An 18815-nucleotide genomic window follows, 5' to 3' on the forward strand; every position below is an offset into this window, starting at 1 on the left:
TCAGCACCACCCCGCGCCGTGCGCCCCCGCCCGGCGCCTCGTCCGAGTTCGAGGGAGTGTTCCGCCATGAGTGACAACACCGTGACCAAGTGGGTCGGCTGGGTCTGGTTCGCCGCGATCGTCATGCTCATCGCCGGCGTCTTCGACGCCCTGCATGGGCTCGCCGCGATCTTCGCCCCGGGGAGCGCCTACTTCGTGCGGACCGAGGGCGCCCTGCTGCTCCTCGACGTGCAGGGCTGGGGCTGGTGGCACCTCATCCTCGGCATCGCCCTCATCATCGGTGCGGCCGGGCTCTTCCGCGGCGCGACCTGGGCGCGCGTGGTCGCGGTGATCCTCGTCGGCATCAGCGCCGTCAGCCAGCTGTTCCTGCTGCCGACGCAGCCGTGGCTGTCGATCATCGTGCTCGCGCTCGACGTGGTGGTGATCTACGCGATCATCGTGCACGGACGGGAGATGGCGGCTCGGACCGACTGAGCGCCCGGCGTCGGGCCGGCAGCGCGACGAGCACGCCGACCACGACGAGCACCCCGCCGGCCGCCGCGGCCCACCATGCGGTGTCGGCGGGGATGTCGAGGTAGACGCTGATGCCGAGGATGCGCGAGAGGCCCCACGGCAGCAGCGCCATCTCGTCGTTCCAGAGGGTGAGCGCGGCCTCGAGTCCGATGGCGCCGATGAGCGTGCCCACGACCGCGAGCACGGCGCCGACGGCCGCGACCACCGTGCCGGCGGCACGACGGGCGCCGATCTGCCCGGCGAGCGCCCAGGCGCCCGCGACGAGCACCCAGCCGAACGCCGCGAAGGCGACCACGACGTAGGCGGATCGGGCGAGCGGGTCGGTCCAGAAGTGGAACCAGTAGCCGCCCGGACCCGTCGGCGCGAGCACCACGAGCAGGAGCAGCACGCGCAGCATCGCCGCCCCGCCGACGGCCGCGAGCACGGGCCATGCGGAGCGGCCGCGCAGCGCGAACAGCAGCACGAGCACGACCACCGCCCACGAGCCGAGCGTCACCACGAGGTGCGAGGGCGCGAGGAACCAGGTCTGGATGCCGCGGCTGGCCACGAGCGCGAGCGCGGGCACGCCCACCACCAGGGCGCGGTCGAGCCGGGTGAGCCCCTCGGTCGCCTCGGCAGCGCGCCATGGACGGGTGGCCGCGACCCGGAGTGCACGGGCCGCGCGAGCGCCGGGCCAGCCTGCGCGCGCGGCGCCCGCGGCGATGCCGTAGGCGATGAACGCCGCGACGAGCACGAGCGCGATGCGGGCGGCCCACGCCATGGGCAGGTCGCGCACGGCGCGGTCCACGCCGAGCTGCGCCGCGGTGAGGTTGTACGCCGGGTAGGAGGGGTCGCCCGCGTAGGCCGCCTCGTGCGCGGCGGCGGATGCCTCGAACCCGCGCCGCGCGGCATCCCACCGTTCGTAGGCCGACTGTTCGCCGGTGTCGTGCCACTGCGCCTGGCGCAGGAACATCTCGCGGTAGTCGCCGAGCATCGCGTAGGTCGACGCCTGGTAGTCGAGCGTGTCGAGGAACGCCGTGCGCAGCGCCGGATCGCGCCACGTCGCGGCATCCGTCGCGGCCACGGCCTCGCGCATGCGCTCGACGGCCGCGCTCGCCCGGTCGCCGCCTGCGATGGCCTCGTCGAGCTCGTCGCGGCTCACGTCGTAGATGACGTCGAGCACGGCGCTGTCGCCCGTGACGATGTCCCACTCGAAGATCCACATCATCGGCGGCGGCTCGAGGCCGATCGCGAAGACGCGGCGGTCGGCGAACGGGCCGATGTACAGGCCCTCGGTGATCGCCTCGCGCGACTGCGCCATCGCCTCGCCGATGGCCTGCACGGTGGCGGGGTCGTCGGAGAACCAGCGTCGCGCCCAATCCGCCGTGAGCTGCGCCGGGTCGGCGCCGGGGTCGCGCGCGAGCCGCACGGCGAGCTCGGTGTTGAGCTCGTAGAGCTGCCAGAACCCGGCCTTCAGCTCGAGCGAGAGCGGCCCGGCGCGCCACGGCCCGCCGTCCTGCGTCCAGGTCCAGATGCCCTCGAGCTCGGGGTTCGCGGCGATGAAGCGCTGCAGGGCCTCCTGGTAGAGCACGCCGAGGTCGTTCGGGAAGGCGCCGAAGTTCTCGAACTCGCGGCGGCTCTGGAACTCGACGATGCGGCGGTGGTCGCCGACCTCGAGCGTGTGGTTGAGCGGCAGGTGGCTGTAGAAGTCGCCGAGGGTGTACTTCGTCGACACGATGAGGCGATCGGAGGCGATGCCGTCGAGCACGGCCCGGTAGGAGTCGTCGTTCGTGTGCATGTCGCCGACGGCGCCGACGCCGACGCTCCAGGTGCGGAAGATCACCTCGCGGTCGACGCGCTCCGCCTGCCCGGTGAAGGCCGTGAGCATCGCGCGCACCGAGTCGACCGTCGTGACGGCGAGCTCGGAGTAGTAGTCCCAGCCGGGCAGGTCGTAGACGCGGCCCGCCTCGCCAATGCGCACCAGCAGGCCGTCGACGTAGGGCAGCTCGGCGTAGAGCTCGTCGAGACCCGCGCTGTAGACGTCCCAGAACGCGGGGTCCTCGGTGGCGAGCCCGCCGAAGCGGTCGGTGAGGTACGCCTCGAGCGGTGTCGTGAGCGTGAGCATGTCGGTGCGGAAGTAGACGCGCAGGCCCGCGTCGTGCGCGAACTCCCACATCGGCCCGAACGCGTCGCGCATCGCGAGCGCGCGGGCGACGTGGTCGTCGTCGGCGCCGTACACGTCGTCGCCGTCGCCGACCTCCGAGAAGGTGAGGTACTCGATGAACCCCGGGATCGCGATCGCGTTGTAGCCCTCAGCAAGGGCATGGCGCACGTACGCCTCGAAGTCGGCGCGCGCGACTTCGAGCGCCGCCTCGTCGATGTAGGGCGCGTCGGGCAGGATGACGTCGGCGAACGCCTTCGAGTTGTGCGAGTAGTCGTCGCCCGCCGCCCACTCCGCCTCGTCGACGGTCACGCCCACGGCGCCGAGGTCGACCATGCGGAATCCGAGCTCGGATTCGACGACGTCGCCGAGCCGATCGTCGACGGGCCGTCCGTCGCGCACCGCGGCGGCGAGGTCGTAGACGCCGAGCGCGGCGCCGGCCTCGGTGGCCGCGACGACCCGCAGCGCGTCGGGCGCACCCTCGAGCCGGTACGTGTCGTCGGCCTCGGATGCCGCGGCCGCGCCGCTCCCCTCCACGACCACGTCGAGCGTCGCCGTGCCCGCGGTGGCGCCCGCATCGGCGACCGCGGCTCGCAGTTCCTCGACCGCCATGCCGACGCGAAGCGAGTCGGGCGCCGTCACGGCCGTGAACGCCGGCGGCACCGCGACGGGCGCCTCCGGCGCGGCCACGAGCGTCTCCGCCGGGATGTCGGACGGCTCCGACCGGATGCCGAGCGCATCGGTCAGCACGAACGCGATCCCGACCCCGAGGGCGAGCAGGACCAGGATCGCGGCCCCGGCGCGCAGGGCTCGTCGGGGGCGCGTCATCACGCGGCGCAGCGTAGCAGAAGTGGGACAGATGTCCCACTCTGTGCGCCACCTGTGCGTTCACCCAGCGGCCTCGACCCCTTCCCCTGCGCGTCATCCCGACGACGGACGGCGTCGATTGGCTCGCCGCATGAGCCGAACATCGACACGACGCGCCCTGCCGCGCCTCCTCGCACTGTCCGCCGCCGCGGCCCTCGCCGCCATCATCGTCCCCTCCCCCGCCATCGCCGCGCCCGGCCAGGGCGATGAGCACTCGAACTCGCCGTACGTGCAGACGCACGAGCCCACGCTCGTCGCGCGTGCGACGCTGAGCGCCGACCACCTCGAGCCGGGGCCTGCGTCGGGTGCGCTCGCCTCGCCGGGCAACGGCCGGGTCGGCCCGTGGCCGGGTCAGGTCATCCCCGGGTTCTCGGCCGCCATCGACAACGGCGACGGCACGTTCTGGGCCCAGCCCGACAACGGCTTCGGCAGCAAGGGCAACTCGGCCGACTTCCTGCTGCGCACCTACCTCGTTCGTCCCGCCTGGCAGACCGCCGACGGCGGCGCCGGCGAGATCGCGATCGAGCGCTTCGTCTCGTACAACGACCGCAACCACGTGCTCGACTTCCCGATCGTCAACGACGGCACCGCCGAGCGCCTGCTGACCGGCGCCGACTTCGACATCGAGTCGGTCGTCCGCGCCGCGGACGGCTCGTTCTGGGTCGGCGAGGAGTTCGGGCCGTTCCTGCTGCACTTCGACGCGAACGGCACGCTGCTCGAGAAGCCCTTCTCCCTCACCGGCGCGAAGTCGCCGCAGAACCCCTACCTGCAGCCGGGCGAGACGCCGCGCGTGCGCGCCAGCCGCGGGTTCGAGGCCCTCGCGGCATCCGTCAACGGACGCTACCTCTACCCGGTGATCGAGGGCTCGTACGCCGACGACCCCGACCTGCGCCGCCGCGAGATCCACGAGTTCGACACGACGCGCGGGACCTACACGGGCCGCACGTGGAGCTACCAGGCCGACCAGGAGGCCAACGTCATCGGCGACGCGTTCACGGTGCGCAACGACGTGCTGCTGCTCGTGGAGCGCGACGACTTCGAGGGCGAGCAGTCCGTCACGAAGCGCGTCTACCAGGTCGACCTTCGTCGCACGGATGCCGCGGGGTACCTCGAGAAGACGCTCGTGCTCGACGCGCTGCGCATCGCCAACCCCGACGGCATCGGCGCGGGCGACGGCTACGGCACCGGCGAGGTCTTCTCGCTGCCCGTGCAGTCGTTCGAGACGGTCGTGCAGCTGAAGAACGGCGACCTGCTCATCGGCAACGACAACAACTACCCGGGCAACGACGCACGCATCCCCGGTACGCCCGACGACACCGAGTTCGCGGTCGTCGACCTCGACAAGCTGAAGATCGAGCCGTCGCCCGTCACGCTCGTCGGCCACCGCGGCGCGAGCGGCCACCGGCCCGAGCACACGCTCGCGTCGTACGAGACGGCGATCGTGCAGTGCGCCGACTACATCGAGCCCGACGTCGTGTCCACCAAGGACGGCGTGCTCGTCGCCCGCCATGAGAACGAGATCAGCGGCACGACGGATGTCGCGGCACGGCCGGAGTTCGCCGGTCGCAAGGCCACCAAGGTCATCGACGGTGCGAGCATCACGGGCTGGTTCACCGAGGACTTCACGCTCGCCGAGCTCCGCACGCTGCGCGCCAAGGAGCGGCTGCCGCAGACCCGGCCCGCGAACACCGCGTTCGACGGGCTGTACCTGATCCCGACGCTCGACGAGGTCATGGACCTCGCCCGCCACTCGATCAGCTGCGACGGCCGTCAGGTCGGCGTCTACCCCGAGACGAAGCACCCGACGTACTTCGACTCGATCGGCCTCTCGCTCGAGGAGCCGCTCGTCGCGGCGCTGCAGGCGAACGGCCTCGACCGCGCGACCGCGCCGGTGATCCTCCAGAGCTTCGAGGTCGGCAACCTGCGCGAGCTCGACGCCATGACCGACGTCACGCTCGCCCAGCTCGTGAGCTCGTCGGGTCGCCCCTACGACTTCACCGCCGCCGGCGACCCGCGCACCTACGCCGACCTCGTGACGCCCGCGGGCCTCGCCGAGGTCGCGACGTACGCCGACGGCGTCGGCCTCGAGAAGTCGGTCATGATCCCGCGCACGCCGGCGGGCACGCTCGGCACGCCGAAGCCGGTCATCGCCGACGCGCACTCCGCGGGCCTGACGGTGCACGGCTGGACGTTCCGCCTCGAGAACCAGTTCCTGCCGGCCGAGTTCCGCTCGTCGAGCGACCCGAACGCCCCCGGCGACCTCGCCGGCGAGCTGCAGGTGTTCATCGACGCGGGCATGGACGGTGTCTTCAGCGACCACCCCGACGTGGCCGTGACGATCGACGGGCCCACCGAGGGCTGATCGGTCGTTCGTCCCGACGGGCGGGCGGATGCCGCGGCATCCGTCCGCCCGTCGCCGATCGCCCGTGCAACGCGGCATCCGCTCGCCCTAGGCTGAGAGGGTGACCGAACACGCTCGCCTCTCCGCCCGCATCGCCGCCATCGCCGAGTCCGCCACGCTGAAGGTCGATGCGAAGGCGAAGGCCCTCCAGGCCGAGGGCCGACCGGTCATCTCGTACGCCGCGGGCGAGCCCGACTTCCCGACGCCCGAGCACATCGTCGAGGCGGCCCTCGTGGCGGTGCGCGACCCGAAGAACCACCGCTACACGCCCGCCGCCGGGCTTCCCGACCTGCGCGAGGCGATCGCGCAGAAGACGCTGCGCGACTCGGGGCTCGAGGTCGGCGCCGGCCAGGTCGTCGTCACGAACGGCGGCAAGCAGGCCGTCTACCAGGCCTTCCAGGTGCTGCTCGACGACGGCGACGAGGTGCTCGTGCCGACGCCGTACTGGACGACGTATCCCGAGGCGATCAAGCTCGCGGGCGGCCGCCAGGTCGACGTGTTCGCCGGCGCCGACCAGGGCTACCTCGTCACGGTCGACCAGCTCGAGGCGGCGCGCACCGACCGAACCAAGGTGCTGCTGTTCGTCTCGCCCTCGAACCCGACCGGCGCGGTCTACTCGGCCGAGCAGGTGCGCGAGATCGGCGAGTGGGCCCTCGAGCACGGCATCTGGATCGTGGCCGACGAGATCTACCAGAACCTCACCTACGCCGACGACCCCGACGGCGTGCCCCCACGGGCCGTGTCGGTCGTGGAGGCCGTGCCTGAGCTCGCGAACCAGACGATCCTCGTCAACGGCGTCGCGAAGACCTACGCCATGACCGGCTGGCGCCTCGGCTGGATGGTCGGCCCCTCCGACGTGATCAAGGGCGCCGCCAACCTGCAGTCGCACCTCTCGTCGAACGTCTCGAACATCTCGCAGCGCGCGGCGATCGCCGCGCTCACCGGCCCGCAGGAGCCCGTCGAGGAGATGCGCCGCGCGTTCGACCGCCGCCGCCGCACCATCGTCGCGGAGCTCTCGAAGATCGAGGGCGTGCACGTGCCGGTGCCGCAGGGCGCGTTCTACGTCTACCCCGACGTCTCGGGCCTGCTCGGCCGCGAGTGGGGCGGCGTCACGCCGACCTCGTCGCTCGAGCTCGCCGACCTCATGCTCGAGCAGGCCGAGGTCGCCGCCGTGCCAGGCGAGGCGTTCGGCCCGAGCGGGTTCCTGCGCTTCAGCTACGCGCTCGGCGACGCGCCGCTCCTCGAGGGCGTGCAGCGCCTCCAGCGGCTCTTCGCCTGACCAACCACTGACACGACGACGGGCCGCCGGGGATGATCCCGGCGGCCCGTCGATGTCGATGCCCTAGCGGTCGTCGTCGCGGAAGGCGTCCTTCACGTCCTCGACCGTGTTCTTCATGTCCGCCTTGGCCTGGTCCATCTTGCCCTCGGCCTCGAGGCGCTCATTGTCCGTGACCTTCCCGGCGGCCTCCTTGGCCTTGCCCTTCAGGTCTTCGCCAGTGTTCTCCATGCGGTCTCCGACGCCCATGATGGACTCCTCTCCCGGCGGGTTCGCCGCCTGATTCCACTCAACGCGGGGTCGGCCGACCCGACAAGGGGCTTGAGTCGGGCGCCCCGACGCGCTACCGGCCGACGACGAGCGCGCGCCGGGACTCGGCCACGACCTCCTCCGCGATCGCATCGAGCAGCGTCGAGCGCAGGTTCCACTGCTGCCAGTGGTGGGGCACGTCGACGGGCGGGCCGCCGAGCGGCACGAGCGCGCCGAGGCCGAGCTCGTCGTCGCTCTGGAACGCGGGCAGCAGTCCCCACCCGAGGCCGAGCTTCACGGCCTCGGCGAAGTCGTTCGACGCGGGCACGTAGTGCCGGGGCGAGCGCGCGGCATCCGCGCCGATCTCCTCGAGCCACGCGGACTGCAGGTCGTCGCGCCGGTCGAAGTCGACGCGCGGCGCCGACTCGATCGCCTTGCGCGTCGGCCCGTCGGGGAGCCAGCGCGCGAGGTAGCCGGGCGTGGCGACCGCGCGGTAGCGCATGATGCCGAGGGGACGCACGACGCAGCCCGCGACGGGTTCGGCCTGCGAGGTGACCGCCGCCATGACGGTGCCCGACTCGAGCAGCCCGGCGGTGAAGTCCTGGTCGTCGCGATGCAGGTCGAAGACGACCGGATGCCGCTGCACCACGCGTGCGAGCGCGGGGAGGAACCACGTGGCGAGCGAGTCGGCGTTGACGGCGAGCGGCACCGAGACGGGCCGATCGGGCGCGGCGTCGTCGCCGAACGCGGCGAGCGCGTCGTGCTCGAGCAACGCGAGCTGGCGGGCCAGTCGAACGATGGGCGCGCCGGCCTCGGTGGGGCGCGCCGGCTTCGACCGCACGACGAGCACGCGACCGAGCTGCTGCTCGAGGTTCTTCACGCGCTGCGAGACCGCCGACGGCGTGATGCGCAGACGCTTCGCGGCCGCATCGAACGTGCCCTCGTCGATGACGGCGGCGAGGGTGCGAGCGAGGTCGAGCGGGATCTCCATCTGAAGCAATACTAATGGTGCTGAAGAATCCTGAGCTGGATTGCTGGGATCTGCGCGCCTAGCCTCGAAGCGTGTTCACCTCCCTCCTCGCCGGCATCGGCCTCGGCCTCTCGCTCATCGTCGCCATCGGCGCGCAGAACCTCTTCGTACTGCGACAGGGCATCCGGCGCGAGCACGTGCTCGCGGTCGCCGCGATCTGCGCCCTCTCCGACCTCGCGCTCATCGTGGTCGGCGTCTCGGGCGTCGGCGCCGTCATGCAGGCGGTGCCGTGGCTCGTCGACGTCATCCGGTGGGCGGGCGCGGCGTTCCTCGTGGCGTACGGCCTGCTCGCGGCACGTCGGGCGATCCGCCCGACAGGCGCGGCGCTGGACGCGCGGAGCGGAGCGGATGCCCCGGGGCGGTCGGATGCCGGGGCCGGGACACCCGCGGCATCCGACGGCCCGGCGGCATCCGGTGGGCTCGAGGCATCCGGTGGGCTCGAGGCATCCGGCGGGCTCGCGGCACCCGGCACTGCGACGGCGACGGCGACCGCGACGGCGCCACTGAACCGCACGGCGAACGTTCGCTCGGGTCTGCTCGCGGCCGTGCTGACCTGCCTCGCGCTCACGTGGCTCAACCCGCACGTCTACCTCGACACGGTGTTCCTGCTGGGCTCGGTCGCGAACACGCACGGCGAGGGTCGCTGGGCGTTCGCGGTCGGCGCGGGGCTCGCGAGCATCGCCTGGTTCTTCGGCCTGGCCTACGGCGCGAGGCTCCTCGGCCGCGTGCTCGCCAGCCCGCGCGCCTGGCGGGTGCTCGACGCGGTGATCGCAGTCGTCATGATCGTGCTCGGCGTCTCGCTCGTGCTGCCGCACTGACCGTTTCGGATCGAAGTGTCGATCCGCCTTCCCCTCGTTCGTCGTACCTGCGTAGCGTGACCGAGGGAGAGGAATCCGCCATGCAGTACGCACTGTTCTACGCCGAGGGCCCCGACGCCCTGCCGTACGTCCCCGCCGAGGACAACGTCGGCGAGTGGGTCGACGACATCGAGGCGCGCGGCGTCTCCGAGTACGGCGAGCGCCTGCGGCCCGAGCACGACGCGACGACCGTCCGCGTGCGAGATGGCCAGGTGCTCGTCGTCGACGGGCCGTTCACCGAGGCGAAGGAGGCGATCGGCGGGTTCGACGTCATCGACGTGCGCGACCTCGACGAGGCGATCGAGATCGCGTCGAAGCATCCGGTCGCGTCCTTCGGGCGCGTGGAGATCCGGCCGTTCGTGCAGTGGCCCGATGCCGAGCCCGGCGCGAGGATCGTGCCCGACGGATTCGCCGAGCGGGCGCCGCACGGACGGCGATACCTCATGCTCGTCGTCGCGGAGTCGACCGGCGAGCGGAGCGAGCCCGCGGCCGACGCCGAGCCCTCCGGGGTCGACGCGACCGAGGACGACGACCCCGAGGCCTGGGTGCGCGAGATGGACGGACGCGGCATCCGCCAGTTCGGCGAGGTGCTGCGACCGCCCTCGGATGCCACGTTCGTGCGCCGCCGCCGCGACGAGGTGCTCGTCACCGACGGGGGCTACGCGGAGTCGAAGGAGTGGGTCGCGGGGTTCGACCTCATCGAGGTGCGCGATCTCGCGGAGGCCATCGAGGTGGCGGCGAAGCATCCGATGGCCCGCGGCGGCGCGATCGAGCTGCGGCCGCTGTGGCCGTTCGACGTGCACGGCGACCAGATCGCGCGCGCGGAGCGTGAGGCCGACGAGCGCGGTCGCCGCCTCGAGCCCGCGGCCGCCGAGGCCCTCGCGGGAGCGTCGCTCTGACCGGTTCGGACGAGAGCGAGTCGGGTGCGGGCGCCGGGGACGCGCTCGCGCCCGACGTCGCGGTCGCATTGCGCGAGGCGTATCGCAGCGAGTGGGCGCGCGTCGTCGCGACCCTGATCCGCGTGACGGGCGACTGGGACGTGGCCGAGGAGGCCGCGTCGGGCGCCTTCGAACGAGCGGCGACCACGTGGGCGCGCGACGGCGTCCCGCGCAATCCGGGCGCCTGGCTCACCACCGCCGCGCGCAACCTCGCGCTCGATCGGCTGCGGCGCCGCGGCGTCGAGGCCGAGAAGGTCAGGGAGTGGATGGCGATGGAGGAGTTCTCGGGGCGGGCCGACGGCCCGCGCGATCCCGCCGACGTCGTCGCCGACGACGAGCCCGCGTGGGACGACCGGCTGCGGCTCGTCTTCACGTGCGCGCACCCCGCGCTGTCGATGGACGCCCGCGTGGCGCTGACGCTCCGCACCGTCGGCGGTCTCGACACGGGCGAGATCGCGCGGGCGTTCCACGTGCCCGAGGCCACCATGGCCCAGCGCATCGTGCGGGCGAAGCGCCGGATCCGCCACGCCGGCATCCCCTACCGCGTGCCCACAGCCGCCCTGCTCCCCGAGCGGCTCGGCGGCGTGCTCGCGGTGCTCTACCTCGTGGCGAACGAGGGCTACCTCGCGTCGCACGGCGACGAGCTGCAGCGCCTCGACCTCTCGATCGAGGCGATCCGCCTCACGCGCACGGTGGTCGCGCTGCTCCCCGACGCCGACGAGGCACGGGCGCTCCTCGCGCTCCTGCTGCTGCAGCACGCCAGGTCGGCCGCACGCGCTGACGCCGACGGCGAGCTCGTACCGCTGCCCGAACAGGACCGCTCGACGTGGGACGCGGACGAGCTCGCCGAGGGGCTCGAACTGCTCGAGGCGCCGGCCGGCAGCGACGGCCCGGCCGACCCGCCCGGGCCGTACCGCCTACAGGCGGAGATCCAGGCCGTGCACGCCCGCGCACGCACGGCCGACGACACCGACTGGGCTGCGATCGTCGACCGATACGACGCACTGGCGGCCCTCGCCGACTCGCCGTTCGTGGTGCTCAACCGGGCGATCGCCAGGGGCATGGCGTTCGGGCCCGAACACGGGCTCGACGATCTCGCACTGCTCGAGGCATCCGGCCGGCTCGACGGCTACCACCTGCTGCCGGCGGCCCAGGCCGACCTGCTGCGCCGGCTCGGGCGCACGGATGCCGCGGCCGCCCGCTACCGCGAGGCGATCGCACTCGCCCGCACCGCGCCCGAGCGGCGCTTCCTCGAGCGGCGCCTCGCCGAGCTCGGCTGAGGGCATCCACCGATCGGTGGAGGGCGGAATCGACCGCACGGTCGCTGCCGCTCGCGAGCCGCGACCGGCAGGCTCGATGACATGGAGATCACGACGCCCGGTACGGGCACCATCGAGAGCGATGCGGACGCCGCCGTGCGCATCCGCGGGCTCCGCAAGGACTACGGACGGCTCGCCGCCGTCGACGGCATCGACCTCGACATCGCGCGCGGCGAGACCTTCGCCCTGCTCGGCCCGAACGGCGCGGGCAAGTCGACCACGGTCGAGATCCTCGAGGGCTACCGGCTCCGCTCCGGCGGCGACGTCAGCGTGCTGGGCGTCGACCCGGCCCGCGGCGACCTCGCCTGGAAGGCCCGGATCGGCATCGTGCTGCAGTCGGCCACCGAGCCCGGCACGGCGACCGTGCGCGAGCAGCTGCGGCAGTTCGCCGGCTACTACCCGAATCCGCGGGACGTCGACGAGGTGATCGCCGCGGTCGGCCTCGAGGAGAAGGCCCGCACTCGCGTGGCGAAGCTCTCGGGCGGCCAACGCCGGCGGGTCGACGTCGCGCTCGGCATCATCGGGCGCCCCGAGCTGCTGTTCCTCGACGAGCCGACGACGGGGTTCGACCCCGAGGCGCGGCGCGAGTTCTGGCAGCTCATCCGGTCGCTGAAGGCCGAGGGCACCACGATCCTGCTCACGACGCACTACCTCGACGAGGCGGCGCAGCTCGGCGACCGGGCGGGCGTCATCATCGGCGGCCGGCTCGTCGACGTCGGCGCGATCGACGAGCTCGGCGGCGCCGAGGCCCGCGTCCCGATCGTGCGGTGGCGAGAAGCCGGCGGCGCGCTCCGCGAGGTGCGCACCGACCGACCCGCCGAGCTCGTCGCATCCGTCGTCGCCCGCCTGGGCGGCGAACCCGAGGGGCTCGAGGTCATCCGCCCGAGCCTCGAGGACATCTACCTGCAGCTGGTGCACTCGGCCGGAGCCGAGGCCCACGATCGCGAGGAGGCGCTCGCATGAGCACGACCATGATCGGCGCATCGCGCGTCGGCTTCGAGACGCGCAGCTACTTCCGCTCGCCCGACGCCGTGTTCTTCACCTTCCTGTTCCCCGTCATCATGCTCGGCATCTTCACGGCCGCGTTCAGCTCGGCGGGCGACATCCAGCCGGCCCCGGGCGCCGAGGGCGTCTCGGTCGGGGCGTACTACCTGCCGGGCATGCTCGCCGCGGGCATCCTCCTCTCGGGCGTGCAGAACCTCGCCGTCGACATCGCCGGGGAGAAGAGCAACGGCACGCTGAAGCGGCTCGGCGGCACGCCGCTGTCCCCCGTGTCGTACTTCATGGGCAAGATCGGCCAGGTCTTCGTGACCGGCGCGCTGCAGGCGGCGCTGCTGCTCGTCGTGGCGGCGACGGTGCTCGGCATCGCGCTGCCGACGACCCTCGAGGCGTGGCTCACGTTCGCGTGGGTGTTCGTGCTCGGCACCACCACGTCGGCGCTGCTCGGCATCGCGCTGTCGGCGGTGCCGCGCAGCGGCAAGAGCGCCACCGCCGTCGTCATCCCGATCGTGCTCATCCTCCAGTTCATCTCGGGCGTGTACCTGCAGTTCTCGCAGCTGCCCGAGTGGATGCAGAACGTCGCGAGCATCTTCCCGCTCAAGTGGATGGCACAGGGCATGCGCGCCGTGTTCCTGCCCGACGACTTCAAGGTGCTCGAGCAGAACGGCGAATGGGACCTCGGCCTCGTCGCGATCGTGCTCGTGGCCTGGCTCGTCGTGGGGCTCGTCATCAGCCGCGTCACGTTCCGGTGGATCCGGCGCGACGCGTGACCGACCGGGCGCCGGCAGCCTCGCGCTGCCGGCGCCGACCCGCACGTGAGAAGGTGGCGTCATGCTGACCGCACGCTGGTGGGACCTCGCGGCGATCGTCGCCGCGAGCGTCATCGTGGTGCTGACGCTCATCGACCCGCCGTACGGGCCGACGGAGTGGGGCGCGTGGGCCGCGGCGGGCGCCTTCCTCGTCGTGTACTTCGCCGCCGCTCGTCGCCTGCTGCCCGTGGGCGAGCTGCGTCCGTACCTCGTGGTCGCGATCCTCTTCGCGGCGGTCCTCGCGGTCGGCACCGCGTTCGAGCCGGCGTTTGCGATCGTGCAGGCGTTCATCTACCCGTTCGTCTGGACCACCGCGCCGACCACGAGGAGCGCCATCACGGCGAACCTCCTCGTCGCCGCCGCGATCGTCGTCGGCTACGCCGCGCGATCCGGTCCCATGGGCCTGCTCACCGGCCTCGGCGTGGCCGTGCTCACGGTCGGGTTCAGCATCGCGCTCGGGCTCTGGATCACCCGCATCGCCCAGTACGGGGAGGAGCGCGCCCGCCTCCTCGACGAGCTGCAGGCCGCACAGGGGCAGCTCGCCGCGATGCACCGCGACGCGGGCATGACCGAGGAGCGCGGACGGCTCGCGCGCGAGATCCACGACACGATCGCGCAGAGCCTCACCGGGCTGGTCATGGTGGCGCAGCGGGCGGGCAACCGGCTCGAGGCGGTCGACGGGGCGGCCGCGGCATCCGCTCGCGGCGACATCGAGCTCATGGAGCAGATGGCCCGCGAGGCGCTCACGGAGGCCCGCGGGCTCGTCGCGGCGCTCGCGCCCGTCGAGGCCGAGGCGGGACTCGCCGAGGCGCTGCGCCGCCTCGCCGTCTCGTTCGAGCGCGAGACCGGCGTCGCCGTCTCGGTGTCCGCCGACGTCTCAGGGCTCGACCGCGAGCTCGAGGTCGTGCTGCTGCGCTCGGCGCAGGAGGCGCTCGCGAACGTGCGCAAGCACGCTCGAGCGTCGACCGCGACGATCGAGGTGGCGGCCACGGGCGACGACGTCGTGCTCACGGTCACCGACGACGGCATCGGACCCGGCGAGGCGCAGCCGGGCGAGCACGGCTTCGGGCTCGCCGGCATCCGCGACCGGGCGGCCCTGGCGGGCGGCACCTTCGACTTCGGGCCCGGCGCCGCGGGCGGCACCAGGCTCAGGGTCGTCGTGCCCCGAGCGGATGCCGCGAGCCCCACGGGAGGCGCCGCATGACCGTTCGAGAGCCTCAGGACGGCGCCGAGCCCATCCGCATCGTCGTCGCCGACGACCACCCGATCGTGCGCGCCGGCATCGTCGGCCTGCTCGAGACCGCGCCCGGCATCGAGGTGGTCGGGGAGGCCGCCGACGGCGCCGAGGCGGTCGCGCTCGCGGCATCCGAGCACCCCGACCTCGTGCTCATGGACCTGCGCATGCCCGGCGTCGACGGTGCGAGCGCGACCGCGAGCATCGTCGCGGCGGGCGGCGGCACGCGCGTGCTGGTGCTCACCACGTACGAGACCGACGACCACATCCTCGCGGCGATCGAGGCGGGGGCGAGCGGCTACCTGCTGAAGGCGGCGCCGCAGGCCGAGATCCTCGCGGGCATCCGCGCGGTCGCCGCGGGCGAGACGGTGCTCGCCCCGTCGATCGCGGCGAAGCTCGTCTCGCGGGTGCGGGCGGATGCGGCATCCGTCGCCCCGCCCGCCCTCTCGCCGCGCGAGCGGGAGGTGCTCGTGCTCGTCGCCGATGGTCGCTCGAACCCCGAGATCGCGAAGGCCCTCTACATCGGCGAGGCGACCGTGAAGACGCACCTGCTGCACGTGTTCGAGAAGCTCGACGTGAACGATCGCACCCGCGCGGTCACCCGGGCGATGGAGCTGGGACTCATCTGATCGGCGCCGACGGCGCACCGTCCTCGACGGTCAAGGCGCACCGAGCCCGGCGTCGCGCGCCTGCGCCACGGCCTCGGCCCGACCCGCCACCTGCAGTTTCGTGAAGACGTTGCTCACGTGGTTGCGGACGGTCTTGCTGGAGAGCACGAGGCGCTGCGCGATCTCCGCGTTCGTGAGCCCGCGAGCGACGAGGTCGAGGATCTCGCGCTCCCGCTCGGTCAACTCGGGGAACGGCGCCACGGCCGCGGGCGACCCGGCCGCGAAGAAGGCGAGCACCCGCGAGGCGATGCCCGAACTGAACACGACCTCGCCGTTCGCGACGGCCTGCAGCGAGCGGCGGATCTCCTCGCGGTCGGCGCCCTTCAGCAGGTAGCCGCGAGCACCGGCGCGCATCGCCGCGAACACCGAGTCGTCGCCGTCGAGCATCGTGAGCACGAGCACGGCCGTCTCGGGCCGCTCCGAGACGATCCGGCGGGTGGCCTCGATGCCGTTGAGCACGGGCATGTGCAGGTCCATGACGACGACGTCGGGGGCGAGTTCGGCGGCCGCACGGACGGCCGCGAGACCATCCGCGGCATCGCCGACGACATCGACCTCGGGCATGGCGGCGATGGCCGTGACCAGTCCATCGCGATAGAGCGGATGGTCATCGACGACGAGGACGCGCAGGCTCATCGGGACTCCTTCTCGAGGCTGAGGGGCAGCAGGGCGGAGACGACGGTCCCGGTGGCGTCGGCGCCGTGGCGGACGGCGCACCGCCCGTTGAGCTCCTCCGCCCGGGCGCGCATCGACGTCAGCCCCACGCCGGGCGGGGCATCCGCCGGGATGCCGTGACCGTCGTCGGTCACCTCGAGGCGCAACCACTCGCCGTCTCGCTCGACCCGGACGCGCACGTTGCGGGCACCGGAATGCCGCACGGCATTCGCGAGCGCTTCGGAGATGATGCGATAGGCGGCGAGGTCCACGGCGGCGGGAAGCTCCCCGAGGTCCGACAGCGCGACCTCCACCCGGCGATCCGCACCGGAGAATCGCGTGCCGAGCTCACGCACCGCGCCGGCGAGGCCGAGTTCGTCGAGGGTCGGCGGGCGCAGCTCGTGCACGATCGCGCGAACCTCCGCGACCGTGCCGTTCATGCGCGGCACCAGGCGGTCGAGGATCTCCGTGGCCGCAGCCGGATCGACGGCGACGAGGTCTCTGGCCGTCTCCGCCTGCAGGGCCAGCGCGGCGATCGAGGGTCCCACGCCATCGTGCAGGTCCCAGCGCAGGCGTCTGCGCTCCTCCTCGCGAGCCGCCACGACGAGCTGACGGGATCGACGGGCCTCCCGCGTCAACAGCACGGAGTGCACCGCGACGGCGGCCTGACGGGCGAGGACCTCCAGCCTTCGGCGTTCGCCGCCCGAACGGCTGCGAGGGGTCAGCTCGAGCGCCCCCACCTCCGCCCCTCCGTACGCCAAGGGAACGCGGTCGACCTCTTCGGGACGGTCGCCATGCGCGACGATCCCGCCGTCGGCGAGGCTGATCGCGGTGTACGGCGAACGGAGCAGGCCCGAGATCCGCGCCACGACCTCGGGCAGCAGCCGGTCGGCCACGTCCGCCGGGTCCGACGTGGCGGCGAGCTGCTCGCCCAGCCGGGCGAGCGCGGTGCCCGGGTCGTCGGGTTCGCCGTGGACCACGCGGTTCGCCCACCGCTGGAGCCGCGCGTGGAGCGGCAGCAGCACCAGCGCCACCACGGCGGTGGCGATCACCGGCGCTCCCGTCGACGCTCCGAGCAGGGCGACCACCGCGGCATAGACGGCGATCACCACGACGGACAGCACGGCGTAGCGCAGACCGGCCGACACGACGAGGTCCACGTCCCACAGGCGATGCCGCAGTGCCGCGACGGCGCAGGCCGCGGGGAGGGGGATCGCCCCCATCGCGGCGACGACCTCGCCGGCGGGCGGCGGCACCAGCAGGCCGAGCGCGAACACGACGACGGTCGCGGCACCGCCGACGAGCAGCCACTTCAGCTGCTGGCGCCGATCGCCCGTCGTCGCGCGCCAGCGCACCACGATCGAGGCGAGCGCCAGTGCCACCGCCGCCACCGTGAGCGTCGCGATCACGCCGAGCACGACCGGTGCCGCCGCGGCGGCCACCCCGACCGGGTTTCGCAGTTCGCGGACCACGATCGGGACGTCCTGGAGGTGGTAGGGCAGGAGCGCCCACCACACCGCCTCGGCGGCGAGCGCGACGACGGAGAGGACGAGGGCGGGCCGCCACCTCGGCGAGGGGAGCGCCCCGTCGGGCAGCAGCAACGGGAGCAGGGCCGCCGTCGCGATGTAGGCGGGAGCCCACAGCCAGGAGCCGATCCAGAGGGCGAGCCAGTCGAGGGGAGCATCGCCGAGCAGCGCGTACTCCCTGAGCAGCAGCGAGAGGCCCTGCCCGAGCCCGATGGCACCGAGCAGGATCGCCACGCGGCGGGCCCGGGACCGCGCGCCGAGGAACGCGCTCGCGCTGCCGTAGGCGATCGCGCCGAGCGCGGCGAGCAACCAGAACGACGGCTCGACGTCGCGGCCGGCGACGGCGTTGGCGGCGTGCAGCACGGCGCCGACGAGCCCGGAGCCGACTGCCAACACGCCGACGAGGTATCCCACGCCGCCATCCTCCCGCAGCGGGCGTCCCGCTGTCATGGGACGGAATGTCCCGACGCACGTCGTGACCTCGGGCTCATGCGCCCCTGACGCGACCCGCGCGACAGTCGTCGCATGATGACGACACCCTCCACCACCACCACCACCACGCTCACCCCGTCCGGCGACCGCACCGCGCCGTCGGGACCCGCCGCCCGCGATGAGCGACGCCTGCTCTTCTGCGGCGTGCTCGTCGGAGCGACCTACCTGATCGGCATGGCGTTCATCACCGTGTTCTTCGCCACCAGCCATCCGGCGATGGATGCGACGCCCGTCGAGGCGGCCGTGGGCTTCCGGGATGCAGCCGGCATGGTCGGCCTCGCCACCTTCCTCGGGATGCTGCCCCTGCCGTTCGCCCTGCTGTTCCTCGGCGGCCTCGACACGGTCCTCCGACGGGTCGCCGGCGGTCCACTCGTACCCGCCGCGATCTCCGCGGGCGTGCTGAGCTTCCTGATCCCGGCGATCGGCATGCTCGTCTCGGCCGTGACGCCGGCCATCGGCGCCGCCGACACGAGCGCCGCCGCAGGGGCCGTGGTCAAGGCCCTCGACGGCGTGATGCCGCTCTCGGTGGCCCTCAGCGGGTTCCCACGCGCGGTGCTCGTGGTCGCGGTGCTCGTGCTGCTGGCACGCGCGGGTCTCGCCGGCCGCGTGCTCGGTGTCGCGGGCTACGGCATCGCCGGCCTCGGGATCATCGGGACCGGGACGTTCCTCGCGCAGGGCCTCTTCCCGGTGGCGAACCTCTCCGCCCTCCTCTTCGTCGCCTGGGTGACGACGTTGGCCGTGGTCCTCCTGCGGCGGGCGACCGTGCGCGTCGCTCGGACGCGCGCCGCCTGATCGACCGATCCCTCGCCGCCGGCGCAACCCCATGACTCGGTTGCGCCGGCG

At 73.0% G+C, this 18815-nt stretch carries 16 protein-coding genes; 11 read left to right on the top strand and 5 right to left on the bottom strand.

The features are described 5' to 3' along the window. Positions 1-66: 66 nt before the first annotated feature. A complete protein-coding gene (locus tag FYC51_RS05040; RefSeq protein ID WP_148732541.1) occupies positions 67-474 on the top strand; it encodes a DUF7144 family membrane protein in 408 nt (135 codons plus the stop codon). Here FYC51_RS05040 and FYC51_RS19135 read toward each other — a convergent pair. Next, positions 434-3481, bottom strand: a complete 3048-nt coding sequence (locus FYC51_RS19135; protein WP_187432637.1) for a hypothetical protein — start codon at positions 3479-3481, stop codon at positions 434-436. The genes FYC51_RS05040 and FYC51_RS19135 overlap by 41 nt on opposite strands. A gap of 130 nt (positions 3482-3611) precedes the next feature. Between FYC51_RS19135 and FYC51_RS05050 the strand changes: the two genes are divergently transcribed. Both FYC51_RS05050 and FYC51_RS05055 read left to right on the top strand, forming a co-directional pair. Then, positions 3612-5882 carry an esterase-like activity of phytase family protein gene (locus FYC51_RS05050; protein ID WP_148732542.1) on the top strand — a complete coding sequence of 757 codons (2271 nt, stop codon included), beginning with the start codon at positions 3612-3614 and terminating at the stop codon, positions 5880-5882. Positions 5883-5982: 100 nt separating this feature from the next. Then, complete coding sequence (locus tag FYC51_RS05055; protein ID WP_148732543.1) at positions 5983-7200, top strand: pyridoxal phosphate-dependent aminotransferase; 1218 nt, start codon at positions 5983-5985, stop codon at positions 7198-7200. 63 nt (positions 7201-7263) lie between these two features. Here the strand turns inward: FYC51_RS05055 and FYC51_RS05060 are convergent, their stop codons facing one another. Further along, entirely contained in the window at positions 7264-7446 is a 183-nt protein-coding gene (locus FYC51_RS05060) for a CsbD family protein (RefSeq protein WP_148732545.1), read from the bottom strand. 94 nt (positions 7447-7540) lie between these two features. Beyond that, positions 7541-8437 (bottom strand): LysR family transcriptional regulator ArgP, encoded by an 897-nt coding sequence (locus tag FYC51_RS05065; protein ID WP_148732546.1) that lies wholly within the window; start codon positions 8435-8437, stop codon positions 7541-7543. 71 nt (positions 8438-8508) lie between these two features. On the opposite strand from FYC51_RS05065, the gene FYC51_RS05070 reads away from it, so the two are divergent. From FYC51_RS05070 to FYC51_RS05105, 7 genes are all read left to right on the top strand, one after another. Next, on the top strand, positions 8509-9294 hold the full coding sequence (locus tag FYC51_RS05070) for a LysE/ArgO family amino acid transporter (protein ID WP_148732548.1): 786 nt from the start codon (positions 8509-8511) through the stop codon (positions 9292-9294). 80 nt (positions 9295-9374) lie between these two features. Further along, positions 9375-10232, top strand: a complete 858-nt coding sequence (locus tag FYC51_RS19785; RefSeq protein ID WP_338014667.1) for a YciI family protein — start codon at positions 9375-9377, stop codon at positions 10230-10232. Between the two features lie 68 nt (positions 10233-10300). Beyond that, positions 10301-11551 (top strand): RNA polymerase sigma factor, encoded by a 1251-nt coding sequence (locus FYC51_RS05085; RefSeq protein ID WP_274379476.1) that lies wholly within the window; start codon positions 10301-10303, stop codon positions 11549-11551. An 81-nt stretch (positions 11552-11632) separates the two neighbouring features. Further along, the gene (locus FYC51_RS05090) at positions 11633-12553 is read left to right on the top strand and encodes an ABC transporter ATP-binding protein (RefSeq protein ID WP_148732550.1); all 921 of its coding nucleotides are present in this window, start codon (positions 11633-11635) and stop codon (positions 12551-12553) included. Further along, positions 12550-13359, top strand: a complete 810-nt coding sequence (locus FYC51_RS05095; protein ID WP_148732551.1) for an ABC transporter permease — start codon at positions 12550-12552, stop codon at positions 13357-13359. Before FYC51_RS05090 ends, FYC51_RS05095 begins: the two co-directional genes overlap by 4 nt. A 61-nt stretch (positions 13360-13420) precedes the next feature. Further along, the gene (locus FYC51_RS05100) at positions 13421-14602 is read left to right on the top strand and encodes a sensor histidine kinase (protein WP_148732552.1); all 1182 of its coding nucleotides are present in this window, start codon (positions 13421-13423) and stop codon (positions 14600-14602) included. Next, the gene (locus FYC51_RS05105; protein ID WP_148732554.1) at positions 14599-15261 is read left to right on the top strand and encodes a response regulator; all 663 of its coding nucleotides are present in this window, start codon (positions 14599-14601) and stop codon (positions 15259-15261) included. Before FYC51_RS05100 ends, FYC51_RS05105 begins: the two co-directional genes overlap by 4 nt. A gap of 30 nt (positions 15262-15291) precedes the next feature. On the opposite strand, the gene FYC51_RS05110 is transcribed toward FYC51_RS05105, so the two are convergent. Then, complete coding sequence (locus FYC51_RS05110) at positions 15292-15936, bottom strand: response regulator (RefSeq protein ID WP_187432503.1); 645 nt, start codon at positions 15934-15936, stop codon at positions 15292-15294. Further along, complete coding sequence (locus FYC51_RS05115; RefSeq protein ID WP_148732555.1) at positions 15933-17894, bottom strand: sensor histidine kinase; 1962 nt, start codon at positions 17892-17894, stop codon at positions 15933-15935. The genes FYC51_RS05110 and FYC51_RS05115 overlap by 4 nt, the downstream gene beginning before the upstream one ends. A 111-nt stretch (positions 17895-18005) precedes the next feature. Between FYC51_RS05115 and FYC51_RS05120 the strand changes: the two genes are divergently transcribed. Then, positions 18006-18764, top strand: a complete 759-nt coding sequence (locus tag FYC51_RS05120) for a hypothetical protein (protein WP_148732556.1) — start codon at positions 18006-18008, stop codon at positions 18762-18764. Positions 18765-18815 lie beyond the last annotated feature (51 nt).

The sequence above is a fragment of the Agromyces mariniharenae genome, assembly GCF_008122505.1.
Lineage (GTDB): Bacteria > Actinomycetota > Actinomycetes > Actinomycetales > Microbacteriaceae > Agromyces > Agromyces mariniharenae.